Below are 14,912 nucleotides of genomic sequence, written 5' to 3' on the forward strand. Positions count from 1 at the left end.
TCACAACGCTATCTCCGTCTGCTGGGAGATGAAGGCGCGCCAGCCGCCCAGATGGGTGATGTCCGTCGCCCCGGTCAGCGCGCGCGGTTCGGCGACGAAGCCCTTGACGCTGCTGCCGTCCGCCAGTGTGACCGTGCCGATCGCCAGGGGGGCGGGCACATCGACGGTGAAGCTGCCGAAGCTGGCGACGTCCAGTTCATAGACTTCAACCGCGATCGCTGCGCCGTCCTTGGCGTAAACCAGTGCGGGCTTAGGCGGCACGCTGTCCGCCATGGCGTAGAGCCGATAGGTGGGGGCGGTCTCGAATGCGCCGACAAACTTCGCCTCTCGCGAGGTGAGTTGCCAGTGCAGCGGCATATCCTTCAAGTGGGCGCCAACAACGGCGAGTTTCACGGTCTGCATCTTGCCCTCCAGATCGAGCGGGGGTGGGAACGGAAGTTTGGCGGCGGCAAAGTAAGCCTCGGCCACGTCCAGCAGCGCCCGGTCGGTATCGGCGGGGCCGATCAGGGTTACGCCAAAGCCGGTACCATTGGCGCGTGCGCCTGCGGGCACCGCGACTGCGGCCATGTCGAGCAGGTTCACGAAGTTCGTGTAGCGCCCCAGGTTGCTGTTAAGGGCGACGGGGGCGGCCAGCATCTCCACCACTCGGTAAGTCGTGCCAGCAGTAGGGAAGGCGAGCAGATCTATCTTGCCCCACAAGCCATCGGCGTGGCGCTTCAGCGCGGCTAGGCGATAGGTGCCATTGAAGGCATCGACGGCGCTGTAGTTCAGGCCTTCCGCGATCACCGCGCGGACGATGGGATCGATGGCGGTGGGGTTCGTGGCCAGCAGATCGGAGACGGCGGCGGCGCGCTCCGCCACCCAAGGTCCGCTATACAGCAGCATCGCTGCTTCCAGCAGGGGCGCCAGGTCGATCTCCACGATCCGGGCGGAGCGGCCAAGATGCTCCACCGCGCGATCGAAGAGATATTCCGCTTCCGCATCGCCGAACCACATGCGCTGGTCGCGCCGGGGAATGCCAATGACGCGCGGCTTTACCGGCCGATCGGCAAGCCGCTTCGAATAGGGATCGGCTTCATCGAAACCGGCGACCAAGTGGTCGATCAGCCGCGCATCGGTGGTGTCGTCCGTGAAGACGGTGATGCAGTCCAGCGTGCGGCAGGCGGGGATCAGGCCGCTGGTGCTCCAGCGGCCCTTGCTGGGCTTGAAGCCGATCAGGTGCTGGAAGGCGGCGGGCACGCGGCCTGAGCCGGCGGTGTCGGTTCCCAGCGCGAACGGGACCAGTCCCGCCGCCACGACAACGGAGGAACCGGAGCTGGACCCGCCGCTGACATAGGCCAGATTGTAGGGGTTGCGCGGCACGCCATAGGGGCTGCGCGTGCCGTTGAGGCCGGTGGCGAACTGATCGAGGTTGGTCTTGCCCACGCACAGCGCGCCCGCGTCCAGCAGCTTCTGCACCACGGTGGCGGAAGCATCGGGCAGGTAGGCGAAGGCGGGGCAGGCGGCGGTGGTTTCAAACCCGGCGACGTCAATATTGTCCTTCACCGCGAAGGGGACGCCCGCCAGCGGCAGATTCTCTCCGGCTGCGATGCGGGCGTCGATCGCGCGCGCGGCACTGAGCAGATCCTCCGGCTCGACGCGGCTAATCCATACGGCGCGCTGCACGGCATCGTAAGTCGCGATCCTGTCGAGCGTTTCCTCCGCCACCGCCAGGGCCGTCGTTTGGCCTGAGCGGATTGCGGCGGCGATCGCGGCGGCGCTGCGGCGTTCCAATGCGATCACGGGTGCCGCCTCAGCGCCAGCATCGCCGCGCCGGGTTGCAACGATTGCCGCTCCTGCATGTAGAGCGCGGCGATCGTGCCGCTGCCGGGGCTTTCCACGGGGAACTCCATCTTCATCGCTTCCATCACGGCGATCGTGTCACCGGCTTTCACTTCGTCTCCCACCGATACCAGCAGCTTCCACACGCTGCCCCCGAACGGGACTTCGATTAGATCCGCGCCCTCGGGAACTTCGATCGCGGCGCCATCGACTGGGGCGGCATCGTCCGTGCTGACCCGGTCGAACTCACCGCTGGCGTGCCAGGCGGTGCGCTCGGCATCGAATGCCGCCTGACGCTGGGCCTGGAAGGCATCGATCGTCTCGGCGTTATCGCGCAGGAAGGCGCGATAGTCGGACAAGCGAAACTCCGATTCCTCGACCTGAATGGAGCGCCGCCCGGCGGGGAAATCGCGGCGCCACTCGGTCAATTCATCGGCGCTGACGGGGAAGAAGCGGATCTGGTCGAAGAAGCGCAGCAGCCAGGGCTTGCCGTCCACGAAGGCGTCCGTCTGGTTGTGCGTGTTCCACACCTGGATGGTGCGGCCAAACAGCTGATAGCCGCCGGGCCCTTCCATGCCATAGATGCACATATACGCGCCGCCGATGCCCACCACGTTTGGCGGGGTCCATGTGCGCGCCGGGTTGTACTTGGTGGTGACAAGCCGGTGGCGGGGATCGACGGGAGTTGCGACGGGCGCACCCAGATAGACGTCGCCCAGGCCCAGCACGAGATAGCTGGCATCGAACACCACGTCCTCCACCGCCTGCGCATCGGGCAGGCCGTTGATGCGGCGGATGAACTCGATGTTATCCGGGCACCAGGGCGCATCATCGCGCACGCCGCTGATGTACTTGTCGATCGTCTCGGTAATCGCGGGATCACGCCAGCTGAGGGGGAGGTGGACGATGCGTGAGGGGATTGCAAAATCCTCCAGATCGCCCAGCCGCTCTTCCGCAGCCATCAGTGCCGCCAGCGCGGTAGCCTGCGTCATCTGCTCGCCATCGAAGTGGAATTGCAGCGAGCGGATGCCGGGCGTGATGTCGATCACGCCGGGCAGGGCTTGCCGCTCCAGTTCCTGCAGCAGCGCTTGAACCCGGATGCGCAGTTCGATGTCCAGGACGATCGGGCCGTATTCGACCAGGATATTGCGGTCGCCCTGCTGGCGATAGACGGTGCGGGGTCGCCCGTTCGCTTCGGGCAGATCGGCCAAGATCGGCGACAGCGTGGCGACGGCCCGGCCCATGTCCGCCGGAACCGGGGTCTGGCCGCTTAGCAGCGCTTGTTGCGCCACGTCGGCGGCGGCGGCGTCCTCGATCGTCACCGGTACGAAGCGCAGGCGGTCTCCCGCGCTCAATTGGCCCATCATCCAGCGATCCGCGGCGATCACTACGAAGGGGCAGACGAAACCACCCAACGAAGGACCGTCCGGCCCGAGGATGATCGGCATGTCGCCGGTGAAGTCCACCGCGCCGATCGCGTAGGGGTTGTCGTGGATGTTGGACGGGTGCAGGCCGGCTTCTCCGCCATCGGTGCGGGCCCATTGCGGCTTGGGGCCGATCAGGCGCACGCCGGTGCGGTTGGAATTGTAATGGACCTGCCACTCGGCACCGACGATGGTCGCGATGTCGTCCGCCGTGAAGAAATCGGGTGCGCCATGGGGGCCGTAAAGTACCCTTAGCGACCAGTTAGCGCCCAGTCGCGGCAGATCGGCAGTGGAAAGTGCCTCGGCCGTCGGTGCCTCGCCCAGGTGCAACGTATCGCCCGCCAATAGCGGCCGCGCCGCATGTCCGCCGAATTGGCCAAGCTCAAACGTGGCGCGGCTGTCCAGGTAGGGCTCGATATCGAGGCCACCCGCGAACAGCAGATAGCCGCGCATGCCGCCCTGGCGTGCTCGACCCATGGTCAGGGTCTGGCCGGCGGACACATCGATGGCGATGCCGCGCGGTACTGGCTGGTCATCCAGCCGGGCGTCGAAATCCGCACCCGTCAGGCAGATGCGGGCCGGGGCGTTGAACACCAGGCTGGGACCGGACGCGGTGATCTCCAGCCCGGTCATCCCCTCGGCGTTGCCCAGCAGGCGATTGCCCAACCGGAAGGACTGGTCATCCATCGGCCCTGATGGCGGTACGCCGATCGCCCACAGCCCCTGCCGCCCCGGCCAGTCCTGCACGGTGGTGCAGGTCCCGCCCGTCAGCACGCGGATGCTGCGCGGCTGATAGCTGATGGCGTCCAGCACGCGAGTGGAAACCTCGCCGCTGGTGAACTCCGGGCAGCGCACCACGTCGCGGAGCCAGCGCAAGTTGGTCTCGATCCCGTCGACCCGGCTGGCATCGAGCGCGGCCTGCATCGCCGTTACCGCTTCCTCGCGGGTGGGCGCGTGGACGATCAGCTTGGCAAGCATCGGATCGTACCAGGCGCTGACCTTCGAGCCTGCCATGACCCAGGTTTCGGCGCGGATATCTTCAGGGAAACGCACGGCGGTGAGCGTGCCGGACGTCGGGCGGTAATCCAGCGCCGGGTCTTCGGCATAGAGCCGCACTTGCACCGCATGGCCCTGCGGGGTGGTGGGGGCGTGATCAAGGAAGGTGAAGTCCCCCGCGCCGCCCCGGATCATCCACTCCACCAGGTCGAGCCCCATGACCTCTTCGGTCACGCCATGCTCTACCTGAAGGCGCGTGTTCATCTCCAAGAAGAAAAACTCGTGCCGGTCCGCGTCGTACAGGAATTCCACCGTACCTGCCGAGCGGTAGCGTGCGGCTTCGCCCAGCCGGATCGCAGCGAAGTATAGAGCCTGTCGCACGGGCTCAGGCAGCAGCGGCGCGGGCGCTTCCTCCACCACTTTCTGGTTGCGGCGCTGAAGCGAACAGTCGCGCTCTCCCAGCGCGACGACGCGGCCTGCGCCATCGCCGAAGATCTGCACTTCGACGTGGCGGGCGCGGCGGATGTAGCGTTCCAGGAATACGCCCGCATCGCCGAAATTGCCCTCGCCCAACCGCGCCACGGCCGCAAAGCCCTGGCGCACGTCGTCCTCGCCTTCGCAGACGCGCATGCCGATGCCGCCGCCGCCCGCCGTGGCTTTCAGGATTACCGGGTAACCGATCCTCGCGGCCTCGCGAACGGCTTCTTCCTCGTCGGTCAGCAGGCCGGTCCCGGGAGCCAGCGGCACATCATGCGCCGCGGCCAGCGCGCGGGCGCTGTGCTTCAGGCCGAAGGTGCGGATGTTGTCCGGCGTCGGTCCGATGAACACCATGCCTGCCGCGGCGCAAGCCTCGGCGAATTCGGTATTCTCCGCCAGAAAGCCGTAGCCGGGATGGATCGCGCCCGCGCCGGTGTCTTTGGCTGCTTGCAGGATCGCGGCGATGTTGAGGTAGCTTTCCGCTGCCGCAGCCGGACCGATGCAGACGGCCTCGTCCGCCTCGGTCACGTGCAGGGAACCAGCGTCGGCCTCGGAATAGACCGCGACGGAGCGCAGCCCCATGCGGCGCAGCGTGCGGATGATGCGGGTGGCGATCGCGCCCCGGTTGGCGATCAGAATCGTATCGAAGCTCATCCTGCGACGATCATTCTGACAGGCGTGGGGTTGAACGCGTTGCAGGGATTGTTGATCTGCGGGCAGTTGGACACGACCACGATCACGTCCATTTCCGCCCGCAGATCGACAGTCAGGCCCGGCGCGGATATTCCGTCGACGATGCCCAGCGACCCGTCGGGTTCGACAGGAACATTCATAAAGAAATTGATGTTGGAAACGATATCACGCTTGCCGCGCCCTTCGGTGAGGTTGGCTTCCAGGAAATTCTCGACGCAGGCGTGCTGCGCCTTGGTGTGATGGCCATAGCGCAACGTATTGCTCTCGCACGAACAGGCGCCGCCGATGGTGTCGTGATATTCCACAGCGCTAGCCGCGATGGTCATCATCGGCCTCCCCTCGTTGGAGCGCAGCACGGTCCCCGTGCGCAGGAACAGGTTGCCTTGCGCCGCGACGGTGTCCTGCGCGCTGTAACGCTCGGCATCGTCGGCAGCGGAATAGAGCAGGAAGTCCACGGCCTGGTTGCCTTCCAGGTCCACGATGCGCAGCGTTTCGCCCGCCTTGATATGGTGCAGCCACGGCGCGCGGGCGGCCACGATCTGGTCATGACGAGGGGTGCCGGGAAGCCCGGCAAGATGAGGGTCGGCACTCATGGTGGCGCTCCTTAGCGGCGGTGATAGTCCTCGACGTTCTGGAAGGCGCGCAGGCCCTCCGGCGTCGCGTTGCGATAAATGTCGTCTTCGGGCGTGACCGGCCCGCGCCAGGCCGTCAGGCGCAGCGGCGTCACGGTATAGTCCGGGCGCGGATCGAGCACGTGGGGGCAATTGGCGATCACGATGATCACGTCCATTTCCGCACGTAGCGTCAAAGAGCGGCCGGCGTCGTAGGGGCCGACCAGCGGCGTGATCGCGCCATCAGCTTCTATGCGCGCACCCTTGAACAGATTGACGCAAGGGTGAACGTCGCGCCGGGTCAGGCCGTGCTTGGCCGCGCCCAGGATGAAACGATCGCGTCCGTTGGGGTATGCGCCGCTGTTGCTGCCATCGCCATACTTCGCCGCGTTGGTGGCGGAGTTGGAGGTGCCGCAGAATGTATCGTGCGTTTCCGCCTGATCCTCCACCAGCGTCATCAACGCCCGGCCCATGTCGGACAGTAGCAGCTTGCCCGCGCCGAGGTAGGCGTTCCATTGCACCTTCACGGTATCGGCCACATTCAACCGTTCGGTGGGCATTTCGGCGTTGAACACCATCAGCGAGGCGCAGGCATCTCCGTTCACGTCGATCAGCCGCAGGCGCGATCCACGGGACAGGCGGCGCGTCGCGTAGCCACCAGGCGCGACCGTTTCTTCCCAGAGAAGATCGGCGGTGGAAACGCCGGCTGGCAGATCATCGGCAGCCGGCGGGATCACCGGCATCGCCTCGACGACGGTGCCGGCCATCGCTCGCGCGTGATCGCGTGCGGCCAGCGGATTGGCGAGTGTCTCGATCATGCGGATGCTCCCACCGGCTTGCGCTTGCTGGTGTCGTCCTGCTCATGCAACGGCGGCAGCAGGGCGGTCGTGGTGACGAGTTGCAGCTGCTGCACACCGCGAACCCGGCGCAGCGCATCGCACAACTCTTTCAGGCGGATCGCCGGGCCCTGAACCAGCAGCACTTCCAGCGACTGGTCCTGCTCCAGGAACACGTGCTGGGCGGAGATCACCTCTTTCAGGTAATCGCCCTGCGTTTCGGCCAACTGGTGCCGCGTGCGACCGCGATCGGCGCGATAGACGATGGTCACGGTGCCGGCCAACATTTCGTCCGGGCGGGTGTAAGCCTCATGCTCGGCCAGCGCGTGGCGGATCAGTTCGGCGATAAGCTGTGAGCGGGAAGGCAACTCGCGCTCTTCCACCATCAAGTCCAGCTGGCGGAAAAGATCGGCCGGGAGACTCATGCTGAGCCGGGCCAGAGGGACGGGTTCGGAACTCATGCCACATCCTCCATGGTATTACGAATAGTGTCAAGCGTAATACCACCATTATCAGGCGGTAACTGTTGCGTCTTCTTATCCAGCGTCAGGTCATAGACTGCGGTCGCGCCGAAACGATGAGGCGCGTGTGGGTCATGGCGGCGCTTGTCGAAAGCTAGAACGCGCGTTCCCAAAGAAAACGCTTCGCGAATATCATGAGTTACCATGATGATCGTCAGCTGATAGTCTTTCCACAACTTCGTGATAAGCGTGTGCATATCCGAACGAATACCTGGATCGAGCGCACCAAAGGGTTCATCCAGGAGCAGGATACGCGGGCGCTTGATCAAAGCCTGCGCGATCGCGAGCCGCTGTTGCATCCCGCCTGACATCTGCGCCGGATACAGGTCCAGACTATGGCCTAGGCCAACCGCCTCCAGCATCGCCACGGCCTCGTCCCGCGCGGCCTTGCGGGCGCTGCCGAACAAACGGGCAGAGAAAGGCGCTTGCGTACACTCCAGCCCCAGCATCGTGTTGCGCAGCACGGACAAGTGCGGGAACACGGAATACCGCTGAAATACCACGCCGCGATCCGGCCCGCACTCCGGCGCCAGCGGCGCGTCGTCCAGGTGGATGCTGCCGCGAGAAGGGCGCTCCTGCCCCAGGATCACGCGCAGCAGGCTGCTCTTGCCCGCGCCAGAGGGGCCGACCACCGAGACGAAGGAATGGGCGGCGACGTCCAGGTTGACGCGTTCCAGCACCACCTTCTCGCCATATTCGACCCACACGTCACGAAGGCTGAGAAGCGCGTTCAATGGTTTGCTCCATGGGCCCAGGGAAAGAACCGTTCGCTAAGGTAAGTCAGCGCCAGGTCCATCACGATCGCCAGCAGCGCGATCCAGGCGACGTAGGGGATGATCACGTCCATCGACAGGTAGCGGCGGACAAGGAAGATTCGATAGCCCAGCCCTATGTCGGACGCGATCGCTTCTGCGGAGATCAGGAACACCCACGCCGGGCCGAGTGACAGGCGCACTGCTTGCAACAGGCGTGGCATGGCCTGGGGCAGAGCGATGCGAATCATGATCTGCCAGCTGTTCGCCCCCAGCGTCTGCGCCTTGATGATCTGTTCGCGAGGCAGCGCGCCGACATGCGCGGCGATATCACGCACCATCACCGGGGAAATGCCGATGACGATCAGCGCGATCTTCGCGGTTTCGCCCAGGCCCAGCGCGATGAAAAGGATTGGCAGCAGCGCGATCGGTGGGATCACGGCGATGCCCGTCACCAGCGGCCCCAGAGTGGCCCGCACCGGTGGCAGGACGCCCAGCACCAGGCCGACGATCAGCGCCACCAAAGTCGAGATGCCAAGACCGATGCCCAGGCGCTGCAAGCTGGCCAGCGTGTCCGACCAGAACACCAGTTGTCCGGACAGCGGATCGGGCGTGAACAGCAGGGCAGAGAGGCCGGACGCCATCGCACTGGGCAGCGGCAGGATCTTGTCCGCCGGGTTCAGCGCGTGGCGCTGCGCCGCCAGGAACAGGTAGAGCACCACCAGCAGCAGGATTGGCAGCGCGCCCAGCAGCAGGCGATCGCCCCGGCGAGGTTGTCGGTTTACCCAGCGCATGGTTGGTTCGTCCCGGTCACGCGGAGGCTCACAGCTTGCCGTCGGCGGCGGACTGCATGAAGGTGGTGTCAAAGCGTAGCGTCACCTTCTGGGGATCGCCCAGCGCTTTGTTGCCGGGGAAGCCGATGCCCACCGCGTCCGCCGATGCCGCGCCCTTGAACAGGCCCTTGCTATAGCTGAAATCGCGCACCCGCTTCATGTTGGTCATCAGCGTCGGCGCGGTCGTTGCGGCGACCGCAGCCTTGGGATCGACGTAGAGATACGTCGTGGAAAGTTGCTTGTCGTAGGCTTCGGGTGTCGCCCCGGCCAGCTTCGCCATTGCCGCGCGGGCCTTCGCGCCCTCAGCATCCTTGCGCTGCATCAGGGCGATGGTTTCGTACCAGATTCCGGCCAGCGCCTTGCCCAGGTTCGGGTTAGCCTTGATGGTGGCGGTATCGACCACCAGCAGGTCGAGGATTTCGCCCGGGATCTGTGAGGAGTTGAACACTTCCTTCACGCCAGGAAGGCCCCTCATCGCGGTCAGCTGCGGGTTCCAGGCGACCGCGGCCTGCGCATCGGGGCTGGAAAACGCGGCGACGATATCGGCGTCGGCAGTGTTGACGGTCTTCACATCCTTCAAGGACATGCCCGCCGTTTCCAGACCGCGCGCCAGCAGATAGTGTGAGACCGACAATTCGACAAGGTTCACCTGCTTGCCACGGATCGCGCTCAGGCTGTCACCAGCTTTCAGCAAGACGCCATCGTTGCCGTTGGAGTAATCGCCGACGATGATGGCGCTGGTATCCTTGCCGCCGGCGGCAGGGATCGTCAGCGCGTCCATATTGGTGACGGTGACACCATCGAACTTGCCGGCGGTATACTGGTTCACCGATTCAACGTAATCGTTGACTTGCACGACGTTGATCTTGATGCCGTACTTGTCGGCCCACTTCTTCACGATGCCAGCTTGCTGGGCATAGGGCCAGGGCATCCATCCGGCGTAGATCGACCAGCCGATGTTGAATTCCGTGCGAGGCTTGGCGGGGTCCTGGCTCGACGAGCAGGAGGCGAGAAACAGGGCCCCTCCCAGCAGCGCGATCGTGCTAACCCGGTGCAGCGACTTCACCATGATTCGTCCCCTTTCGCATCGCAGCATCGGACCAGAACTTCATCTTGTCCAGCACTGATATTACCGAAATGTATTTTTGTAATAACGCAGCGTGGCGGCGATATTGCCGCGTCGATATCCCGGATTTCTTGCGATGCAGCATGCCATGTGCGATTGCGTCATAAAAGTGCGTTATTACGCTTGACGCAAACCGTAATATCGATACCGTAAGCATATCGCATCGCAGAATCGCGACGGTTCGGGACGTAACGGGCTGGTTGGCCTGCCGCGTTTTCGGTGCCGGATGAACGGACTTGGCTCGCACGCGGACTTCGCGTCCGTATGTCGATGGGTAGATCGTGCTGCGCTGCAGCGCGTGAGTTGTGGTGACGGCAGGATCCTTAAGGTCTGGAAGCCTGTGATCGCTACGACTGAGTAAAGAATAAATAAGCAGGCTGGAAGATTATCAAGAAAAGACGACCAGGCAGGGCCGATATTGCGGCTCTGCCTTCGGGGGAGATGTATCCCGTGCACTTTTCACCTTGAGGGGGCTGTTCGTGACCAATAAGTCTTTCAAAGCTACTTTGTTCTGCGCCACTGCACTCGTCGGGTTCGCGCAGGCACCGGCATTCGCGCAGACCGAGCCTGATGGTGCCGCGTCGACAGATGCGAACGAGATCATCGTCACCGCCACGCGCCGCAGCACCACGTTGCAGGATGCACCGATCAACATCAGCGCGGTAGGACAGCAGCAGCTCGCTCGCCAGCGTATCGATAGCGTTCAGGATCTCGCAGCCTTTACGCCCGGTATGACGGTGGCGAATACAGGGCCCGCCTCCACCGGCAACATCATCATGCGCGGCATTTCGGCTGCGGATACAAGCGCGGGCGGTTCAAACTACGAAAGCGCGGTCGGTGTATACCTTGGTGAAGTTCCGCTATACCTGGACTTCAAGCTGATCGACATCAATCGCGTCGAAGTGCTACAGGGTCCGCAGGGTACGCTATACGGTCTCGGCACGTTGTCGGGCGCGGTGCGTTATATTCCCAATCGCCCGGATCCCAGCAAGTTCAGCGTCGATGCCCACATGCGCGGCTTCGTGCAGGACCACAGTTCCAACCCCGGCTTCAACATGGACGGGGCGGTCAACATCCCGATCATCGAAGACCACGTGGCGTTTCGTACAGTCGTTGGGTATTATGACAACCCCGGCTTCATTGACTACAACTATATCCTCCGTAATCCCGGCATCTCGGATCCACAGCCGGTACGCGGGGAGACCGCTGCCGAAGGTTCGTTCGGAACCCCGGAACAGCGGGCGGCGAATTTCTATTCCAAGAAGGACGTCAATTACGAAAAGACGTTCACCACGCGCAACCAGTTGCTGCTGCAGCTGAACCCCGACATCAAGGTCTACCTGACTTACGCCCATCAGGATACGAAGACGCAGGGCCGCCAGGCGACCGGCGCGGGCGTTCTGGGTACGGGCAAATACGAAGGCCCGTGGCGTTATCTGGAGCCACGCAGCCGTAACTCGAACCTCTATTCGGCTGAGTTCAACATCGGTTTGGGCGGTTTCGCGCAACTCGTCTCCACTTCGGCGTGGACAACGCAGAAGATCAAGGCGCAGTCGGACAATACCGATCTTCTCCTCGATCTGGACTACGGATACGAAGCCTTCCCGCAATTCTCCTCGTTCAACCAGTCGACCGTCAACTACAAGCAGTTCAACCAGGAGGTTCGCCTGGTTTCAACGCACGGCGGTCCGTTCAACTGGGTGTTGGGTGGATTCTACAACAATCTGCGCTACGGCTCACAGTACCGCGAATACGTACCCGGCCTCCCCGGCTTCTTCGGCGTGTTCCGTCCGGACAATCTGGAATACATGTCTTTCGTGAACACCCAGACCAAAGAGATGGCGGCTTACGGCGAAGGTACGTTCCACATCACCGATGCCTGGCAGGTTACGGGCGGCCTGCGTTACTACAAGTACAAGGCTTTCGCGGAGGGGGGCACCGATACCCCGCTGACCGGAGGCGGCATCCGCCGCACGCCCTATCCGCTGGTGGTGTTCGATCCCAGCCGCATCAAGTCCGGCAATACCAAGGCCGACGGCTTCGTCTGGAAAGCCAATACATCGTACAAGATCAACGACGACCTGCTGGTCTATGCCACGTACAGCACGGGCTATCGCACCGGCAACGTCAACCGTGTTGCCCCTTGCATCCTGCCATTGGCACCCGGTCAGAACGTCTGCGCCTTGCCGAACGAACTCGCGTTTGGTCCTGACAAGACGCGCAACAAGGAGATCGGCGTGCGCGGATCGCTGTTCGACAAGCGGTTCCAGTTCACTGCCGACGTCTTCCATATCGACTGGTCGCAATTGCAGACGCCCAGTCAGACCCTCAACGGTGCGGTGGGCATCACTGTGAACGCCGGTAAAGCGGTTTCGAAAGGTGTGGAGTTCTCCGGCCAGTTCAAGATAACGCCAGAACTCGCGCTGCAGGGCATGTACTCTTACACCGATGCCAAACTGACCGAAGACGCGGCGGATATCGTCGTCAGCCAGGGCCAGCCCTACAGCGCCCTCAAGGGCGATCGCCTGCCGGGTTCGGCCAAGCACCAAGCCGCCGCGCAAGTGACATATACTTATCCGCTGGCAAACGGCACCGACATCGAGGCGAGCTGGGCCGCGACGTACATGGGCAACATCTATTCGCGCATCGGCCTTCGCGGCTTTGGCGAGGTCATTCCGGACTACCTGACCCACCGCGCCTCGATCACCTATCACGGCGAGCATTTCGATGTGGGCGTTTATGCCGACAATATCTTTGACAAGTATGCCATCACCGGCATCAGCAACGATCGCAGCTCGTTCAATCAGGCACGATCCGGCGTGATCGAGCGCTACTATGCCCAAAGCGTGCTGACGCCCCGGCGCATCGGTGTCGACCTGCGCTTCCACTACTGACGCGAGAGTACCCACCTGCCCTGGGTCGATCTGTTCGGCCCAGGGCGTCTTTTTCGTCAGGTTCAGGTGTCAGAGCAAGGGCAGGGTGCCTGTCTGCCGCATCGCCTCGGAAAGCGCGATCGCTGCCGTAGTCGCCAGGTTCATCGATCGTACTTCGGGCCGGATCGGCAGCTTGACCTTCGCGTCGCAAACCTGGGCGATGGCGTGGGGCACGCCTGCGCTTTCCTTGCCGAACAGCAGCACATCATCCTTGTCATACTGGAACTGATAGGCGGACTGCGTGGCCTTGGTGGTGAACAGCACCAGCCGCCGCGCGCCAATCGCGGCCTGGAACGTCGCAAAGTCCTGGTGCCGGATCACGGCGACATGATCGATATAGTCCATCGCCGCGCGGCGGACGCGGCGATCGTCCCAGGTGAAGCCCAGCGGTTCTATCAGGTGCACCGTCGCTCCCAGGCACGCGCCCAGGCGCAGCACCGCGCCGACATTCCCGGCAATCTCAGGTTCGAAAAAGGCCATGTGCATCGCGGCTGCTTGGCGAAGACATAGCGAACGCGCAAGTTCGCCGGACCGGAAGCGGGCCAGCAGACGAATCAGATGTTGAAAGTGCCCCAGTGAGGCCTTCGCCGCTCGCTGGTGAATCTGGCGGTCATCACGATAATTGATCCGAACTGACTATTACCCGGCGGTGTCTTCGATTTGGCGGAACGATGCAGCCGCTTTGATGGTAAAGATTGGTCTATCAGAGCTCGTGTTGTCACGTGGTCCTCCTAGGTACTGATGCGCGCTTAGTAGCGAAAATCGCGCCACAGAGTTCCGTGAAATCGTTAATCATAAGTAGAAGGCGCAGAGCGACACCTTCACTCCGGCTTCAATCCGCATTGGCGCTAGTAACAACCCAGCCGTTTACTGTTGCCGGCAGGTACCGTGGTATCAATTTCGGTGAAGTTTGGTGCAGGGCGGGGGGTCTTATCAGACCATCGGTCGCTGCGTGGAAAGCATCCGCAATCGCGGAGCTCTTCGTTGGGAGCATAAGATGGAAAAGCGCGTCGATATCGTCAATCGCACCACCAAGACCGTTCAAACATCGATTGTCGATACCGGCGAAGGGCGCGTCGCCGTTCCTGCCAATTCCAACATCAAAATTGTCGCTCCACGCGATGCAGTGACCGGCATGCTGCGAGAGGGCGACGATCTCGTCATCCGCTTTGCCGATGGCTCCACCATCCGGCTCGACGGCTACTTTGCCTGCGCTGACGATGATCGTGGACAGGTCAGCCTGGAAGATCCCGCCAGCGGCGCGACCTGGCTGGCAGACCTGGGCAGCGCGACGTGCGTTGCGGGCGAAGACGCCACCAGCGAAGTCCTGAACTATAGCCTGAACCCTCTTGCGACAGGCGCTGCGGCGGCAAGCTCGGGCGGGATGTCATTCCTGCCGATCCTGGGCCTGGCGGGCCTGGCCGGTGGCGTGGCCGCCATCGCCGGTGGTGGCGGTGGTGGCGGCAATAACAACACCCCGCCGCCCCAGCCGGGCGATACCACCGCGCCTGCCGCCCCGGTTGTCACCCCCAGCAATGGCACCCGTCTCACCGGTACGGCTGAGGCAGGCTCGACGGTGCGCATCGACATCAACGGCGATGGTTCGGTGGAAGGCACGGTGACGGCAGACGCGGGTGGCAACTGGACCTTCGTTCCTACCACGCCCATCGGCAATGGCGTGCCCGTTTCCGTCACCGCGACGGACGCGGCGGGCAACACTTCGCAGCCTACGCGGATCGTGGTCGACGCGCAGGCGCCTGCTGCACCTACGTTGAACCTGGGTGATGGGACAGTGCTGACGGGGGCGGCCGAGGCTGGCTCTACCGTCGTGATCGACCTTAATGGCGATGGCACGCCTGATGCCACCGTCACCGCCGGTGCTGACGGCA

Annotated in this window: 11 protein-coding genes; 2 read left to right on the plus strand and 9 right to left on the minus strand. The window is 63.4% G+C overall.

Features of this window, described 5'->3' with window-relative positions:
• From atzF to GGR39_RS15260, 8 genes are read right to left on the minus strand one after another with little or no spacing between them, the layout of a single operon-like run.
• A complete protein-coding gene (gene atzF / locus GGR39_RS15225) occupies positions 1-1,782 on the minus strand; it encodes an allophanate hydrolase (RefSeq protein WP_183618229.1) in 1,782 nt (593 codons plus the stop codon).
• Positions 1,779-5,372 carry an urea carboxylase gene (gene uca / locus GGR39_RS15230; protein WP_183618231.1) on the minus strand — a complete coding sequence of 1,198 codons (3,594 nt, stop codon included), beginning with the start codon at positions 5,370-5,372 and terminating at the stop codon, positions 1,779-1,781. Before uca ends, atzF begins: the two co-directional genes overlap by 4 nt.
• Positions 5,369-6,004: an urea amidolyase associated protein UAAP2 gene (locus GGR39_RS15235; RefSeq protein WP_058738056.1), complete on the minus strand. Its 636-nt coding sequence runs from the start codon at positions 6,002-6,004 to the stop codon at positions 5,369-5,371. Before GGR39_RS15235 ends, uca begins: the two co-directional genes overlap by 4 nt.
• Positions 6,005-6,015: 11 nt before the next feature.
• The gene (locus tag GGR39_RS15240; RefSeq protein WP_183618233.1) at positions 6,016-6,840 is read right to left on the minus strand and encodes an urea amidolyase associated protein UAAP1; all 825 of its coding nucleotides are present in this window, start codon (positions 6,838-6,840) and stop codon (positions 6,016-6,018) included.
• Entirely contained in the window at positions 6,837-7,319 is a 483-nt protein-coding gene (locus GGR39_RS15245) for a CopG family ribbon-helix-helix protein (RefSeq protein ID WP_183618235.1), read from the minus strand. Before GGR39_RS15245 ends, GGR39_RS15240 begins: the two co-directional genes overlap by 4 nt.
• Positions 7,316-8,113 carry an ABC transporter ATP-binding protein gene (locus GGR39_RS15250; protein ID WP_183618237.1) on the minus strand — a complete coding sequence of 266 codons (798 nt, stop codon included), beginning with the start codon at positions 8,111-8,113 and terminating at the stop codon, positions 7,316-7,318. Before GGR39_RS15250 ends, GGR39_RS15245 begins: the two co-directional genes overlap by 4 nt.
• Positions 8,110-8,925, minus strand: a complete 816-nt coding sequence (locus GGR39_RS15255) for an ABC transporter permease (RefSeq protein ID WP_183618239.1) — start codon at positions 8,923-8,925, stop codon at positions 8,110-8,112. Before GGR39_RS15255 ends, GGR39_RS15250 begins: the two co-directional genes overlap by 4 nt.
• Positions 8,926-8,953: 28 nt before the next feature.
• Complete coding sequence (locus GGR39_RS15260) at positions 8,954-10,033, minus strand: putative urea ABC transporter substrate-binding protein (protein WP_183618241.1); 1,080 nt, start codon at positions 10,031-10,033, stop codon at positions 8,954-8,956.
• Between the two features lie 536 nt (positions 10,034-10,569).
• Between GGR39_RS15260 and GGR39_RS15265 the strand changes: the two genes are divergently transcribed.
• Positions 10,570-12,984, plus strand: a complete 2,415-nt coding sequence (locus GGR39_RS15265; protein ID WP_343055904.1) for a TonB-dependent receptor — start codon at positions 10,570-10,572, stop codon at positions 12,982-12,984.
• Positions 12,985-13,053: 69 nt separating this feature from the next.
• Here the strand turns inward: GGR39_RS15265 and GGR39_RS15270 are convergent, their stop codons facing one another.
• Positions 13,054-13,509: a tRNA (cytidine(34)-2'-O)-methyltransferase gene (locus GGR39_RS15270; protein WP_183618243.1), complete on the minus strand. Its 456-nt coding sequence runs from the start codon at positions 13,507-13,509 to the stop codon at positions 13,054-13,056.
• Between the two features lie 511 nt (positions 13,510-14,020).
• Here GGR39_RS15270 and GGR39_RS15275 point away from each other — a divergent pair.
• Positions 14,021-14,912, plus strand: an 892-nt coding sequence (locus GGR39_RS15275; RefSeq protein WP_183618250.1) for an Ig-like domain-containing protein, incomplete at its 3' end; no start/stop codon positions are given.

Source organism: Novosphingobium fluoreni (assembly GCF_014196615.1).
In the GTDB taxonomy this organism is placed as follows: Bacteria; Pseudomonadota; Alphaproteobacteria; order Sphingomonadales; family Sphingomonadaceae; genus Novosphingobium; species Novosphingobium fluoreni.